This window comes from Streptomyces sp. UF-297, from assembly GCF_058245575.1.
Genome location: NZ_JBSIBZ010000181.1, coordinates 1 through 4372, shown reverse-complemented (window position 1 = coordinate 4372; position 4372 = coordinate 1). Strand labels below are relative to the sequence as shown.

Sequence of the window (4372 nt, the reverse complement as noted above, 5' to 3'; positions counted from 1 at the left end):
CCACGGATGCGTACGCACCGACAACCGACCAGTGCACACCAGGCCCGCACCACCGGCCAGTTCGACCGCCGCACCCAACAGCGGATGACCCACCGCACCCAGCCCCAGCGACACCGCGTCGCCACCAAGCACCGGCCCGGCCGCACGCGGCCAGAACCGCTCGTGCTGGAAGGCGTAGGTCGGCAGCTCGACCCGGTCGGCGGACGGCAGCACCTTCGCCCAGTCGACCGTCACGCCATGGACGTACGCCTCGGCCAGCGACATCAACAAGCGGCTCGCGCCGCCGTCATCCCGCCGCAGCGTCCCGCACACCACACCGGCCGCCGTACCGGGGCCGGCGTCCTGCGCGACCTCTTCGAGCGTGTCGTTCATCGCTCCCAACAGCACCGGGTGCGGGGTCACCTCGATGAAAATCTGGTGCCCCGTCCCGGCCAGCACCCGCACCGCACGGTCGTAATGCACGGTGGCGCGCAGGCTCCCGTACCAGTACGCGGCGTCCAACTCCTCGCCGGACAGCGTCTCGCCCGTCATCGCGGAGACCATCGGCACCCGACCCCGACGCGGCGCGATCCCGGCCAGCGCGGAGGTGATCTCCGCCTCCAACCGCTCCACCTGGGCGCTGTGCGAGGCGTAGTCCACCGCCACCATCCGGGCCCGTACGCCCTCGGACTCCAGCTCCGCCTGAAGTTCCTCCAGAGCCCCGGGATCGCCGGAAACCACTACCGAGGCCGGGCCGTTGACAGCCGCCAGCGACAGGCGCTCACCCCAGTTCGGCAAGCGCTCCTCAACAGCGGCGGCCGACAGGCTCACCGAGAGCATCCCGCCCGCACCCGCCAGCACCTTCAACGACTGCGACCGCAACGCCACGACCCGGGCACCGTCCTCCAGCGACAGCATCCCAGCAACCGTCGCCGCCGCGATCTCACCCTGCGAGTGACCCACCACCGCATCCGGTGAGACACCTGCCGCCTCCCAGACGGCCGCCAGCGACACCATCACCGCCCACAGCGCAGGCTGGACAACGTGCGCCGCCTCGAACTCGGGCGCGTCCTCCGCACCCGCGAGGACGTCACTCAGCGACCAGTCCACAAACGGCGCCAACGCCCGCTCGCACTCGGCAAGACGCGCCGCGAACACCGGGCTGGACTGGGCGAGTTCCCGCCCCATGCCCACCCACTGCGAACCCTGCCCCGCGAAGGCAAACACCACCCGCGCGCCGGGGCGAGCCACGCCCGACACCACCGAACCCACAGGCACACCGGCCGCCAGGCTCTGCAGCCCGGACACCAGCTCGGTACGGTCAGCGCCCACCACCACCGCACGGTGCTCGAACACCGACCGCGTGGTCGCCAACGACCAGGCCACATCCGCCGGATGCAGCTCCGGACGCGTGGTCACCCAGTCGTGCAGCCGCTCCGTCTGCCCGGCCAGGCCCTCGGCCGAACGGCCCGACACCAGCCACGCGCCGACCCCGCCGGGATCGACCACCGTGAGGGTGTCGGCCTCGGCGGGCGCGCCCTGGTCGATGGCGTCGTCCTGGCCGTCGTTCTCCGGCACACCGGCCTCGGCGGCCGGGGCCTCCTCAAGGATGATGTGGGCGTTGGTGCCGCTCAGACCGAACGACGACACACCGGCCCGCCGCGGACGGCCGTTGGTGGGCCACGGCGCCGCTTCCGTCAGCAGCCGTACCTCGCCCGCCGTCCAGTCCACGTGCGGCGAGGGCTCGTCCGCGTGCAGCGTCTTCGGCAGGTGCTGGTGCTGGAGCGCCAGCACCATCTTGATCACACCGGCCACGCCGGCCGCGGCCTGGGTGTGTCCGATGTTGGACTTCACCGAGCCCAGCAGCAGCGGCCGGTCCTCGGGGCGCTCCTGGCCGTACGTAGCGAGCAGCGCCTGCGCCTCGATCGGGTCGCCCAGCTTGGTGCCCGTACCGTGCGCCTCGACCACGTCGACCTCGTCGGCGCGCACCCCGGCGTTCGCCAACGCGGCCCGGATCACCCGCTGTTGGGACGGGCCGTTCGGCGCGGTGAGGCCGTTGGACGCACCGTCCTGGTTCGTCGCGGAGCCGCGCAGCACCGCGAGGACCTTGTGGCCGTTGCGCCGGGCGTCCGACAGCCGCTCCACGACGACCATGCCCGCGCCCTCGGCGAAGCCCATGCCGTCCGCGTCGGCCGAGAAGGCCTTGCAGCGCCCGTCCTTCGCCAGCCCGCTCTGCTCGCTGAAGCCGACGAACCCCTCGGGGGTCACCAGGATCGTGATACCGCCGGCCAGCGCCATCGAGCACTCGCCGGACCGCAGAGCCTGCGCGGCCAAGTGCAGCGCCACCAGGGACGACGAGCAGGCCGTGTCCACCGTCACCGCCGGGCCTTCGAGACCGAGCGCGTAGGACACCCGGCCGGACAGCACGCTCGTCGCGTTGCCGGTAATGAGGTGTGCCGCGCCCTCGATGTCCACGCCGTAGCCGTAGCCGGACGCGTACCCGCCGGCGAACACGCCGGTCGAGGTGCCGCGCACCGACTCCGGGTCGATACCGGCCCGCTCCAGGGCCTCCCACGAGGTCTCCAGCAGCAGCCGCTGCTGCGGGTCCATGGCCAGCGCCTCGCGCGGGCTGATGCCGAAGAACCCGGCGTCGAAGCCGCTCATGTCCTCGATGAACCCGCCGGCCTGTACGTACGAGCCGCGGCCCGAGGGGTCGCTGAGGGCTTCCAGGTCCCAGTCCCGGTCCTCCGGGAAGCCGGAGATCGCGTCCCCGCCGGAGGTGAGCAGCGCCCACAGCCCGTCGGGGTCGACCACGCCGCCGGGGTAGCGGCAGCTCATGCCGACGATCGCGATCGGCTCGTCGGCCACGGACGCGGCCGATGCCACCGTCGGTGCCGCGGTGTCGTCCGGCTGGGCCCCCAGCAGCTCCGCTTCGAGGTACTCGGCCAGGGTGGCCGCGCTGGGGTAGTCGAACAGCAGGGTCGCGGGCAGCCGCAGCCCGGTCGCGGTGTTGAGGTCGTTGCGCAGCTCCACAGCGGTCAGCGAGTCGAAGCCGAGTTCGCTGAAGGCGCGGCCCGGCTCGACCGCCTCGGGCGACGGGTAGCCCAGCACATGGGCGGCCTTGGCCTGGACGAGTTCGACCAGCATCCGGTGCTGCTCGGCCCGGCCCAGTCCGGCGAGTTGGCGCGCCAGGTCCCCTTCGGCCGGTACGGCGGGGACGGCCGCCAGGAGCGAGGCCAGCTGGTGGATCTCCGGCAGGTCCCGCATCAGCGGAACCTCCAGCAGGCTCGCCGCCGACACCGGCGTCGACAGGATCACGGACCAGTCGATGTTCGTCACCGTCAGCACGGTGTCGGGGCCGTCGAGCGCCTCGCCCAGGGCCCGGACCGCCAGGTCCGGGGCCATCATCCCTTCCCACTGATTGCGGGCCAGCCGCTGCCGCGCGGCCTCGGAGCCCTGCGCCACACCGGCCGCCCACGGGCCCCAGGCCACAGCGAGCCCGGCCAGTCCGCGGCTCCGCCGGTTCTCGGCAATGGCGTCCAAGTACGCGTTGGCAGCGGCGTAGTTGGCCTGGCCGGGACCGCCCGTCGTGGCCACCACGGAGGAGAACAGGACGAACGCGTCCAGGTCCAGGTCCGCGGTCAGCTCGTCCAGGTGGGCAGCGCCGCCGGCCTTGGCCGCCAGCACCGTCTCCAGACGTTCCGCCGAGAGGCCGTCGATGACGCCGTCGTCCAGCACCGCCGCCGTGTGAATCACCGCGGACAGCGCAGGGCCGCTCGTACCGATCCAGTCCACCAGCCCGGCGACGTCCGACCGGTCACTCACATCACAGGTCACAACGTCCACGCGGGCGCCCTGCGCGGCCAGTTCGGCCGCCTGTGCGGCGACGCCCTGTCCGGCGGGCCCGGAGCGGCTGGTCAGCACCAGGCGGTCCACGCCGCGTCCGGTCAGCCAGTGCGCGACGTGTCCGCCGAGCGCGCCGGTGCCACCGGTGATCAGCGCGGTTCCGTGCGATGTCCCCGCGCTTCCGTTCGCCGTCGGCTGCGGGGCGTGGGTCAGCCTGCGGCCCAGAATCCCGGCAGGCCTGACCGCGGCCTGGTTCTCGTCGCAGCCTGCCAGCACGGCCACCAGCTGCGCGCCGGTGCGCTCGTCCAGTACGGCAGGCAGGTCGATCAACCCGCCCCAGCGGTCGGGGTATTCCAGGCCGACGACCCGGCCGAAGCCCCAGATCTGCGACTGCAGCGGGCTGGTCAGCACCTCGCCGGGCCCGGTGGCGACGGCGCCGCTGGTGAGGATCCACAGCGGCGCGTCGACCCCGGCGTCGCCGAGGGCCTGCACCAGGGCGAGGGTGGTGGCCAGGCCTTGGGCCACGACCTCGCGGCCGGGCAGCGGC

Annotated in this window: 1 protein-coding gene; it reads right to left on the bottom strand. The window is 73.1% G+C overall.

Annotated elements, in window-relative coordinates:
• On the bottom strand, window positions 1-4372 hold a 4372-nt coding region (locus AC4IJH_RS43055), incomplete at both ends, for a type I polyketide synthase (RefSeq protein ID WP_490857498.1).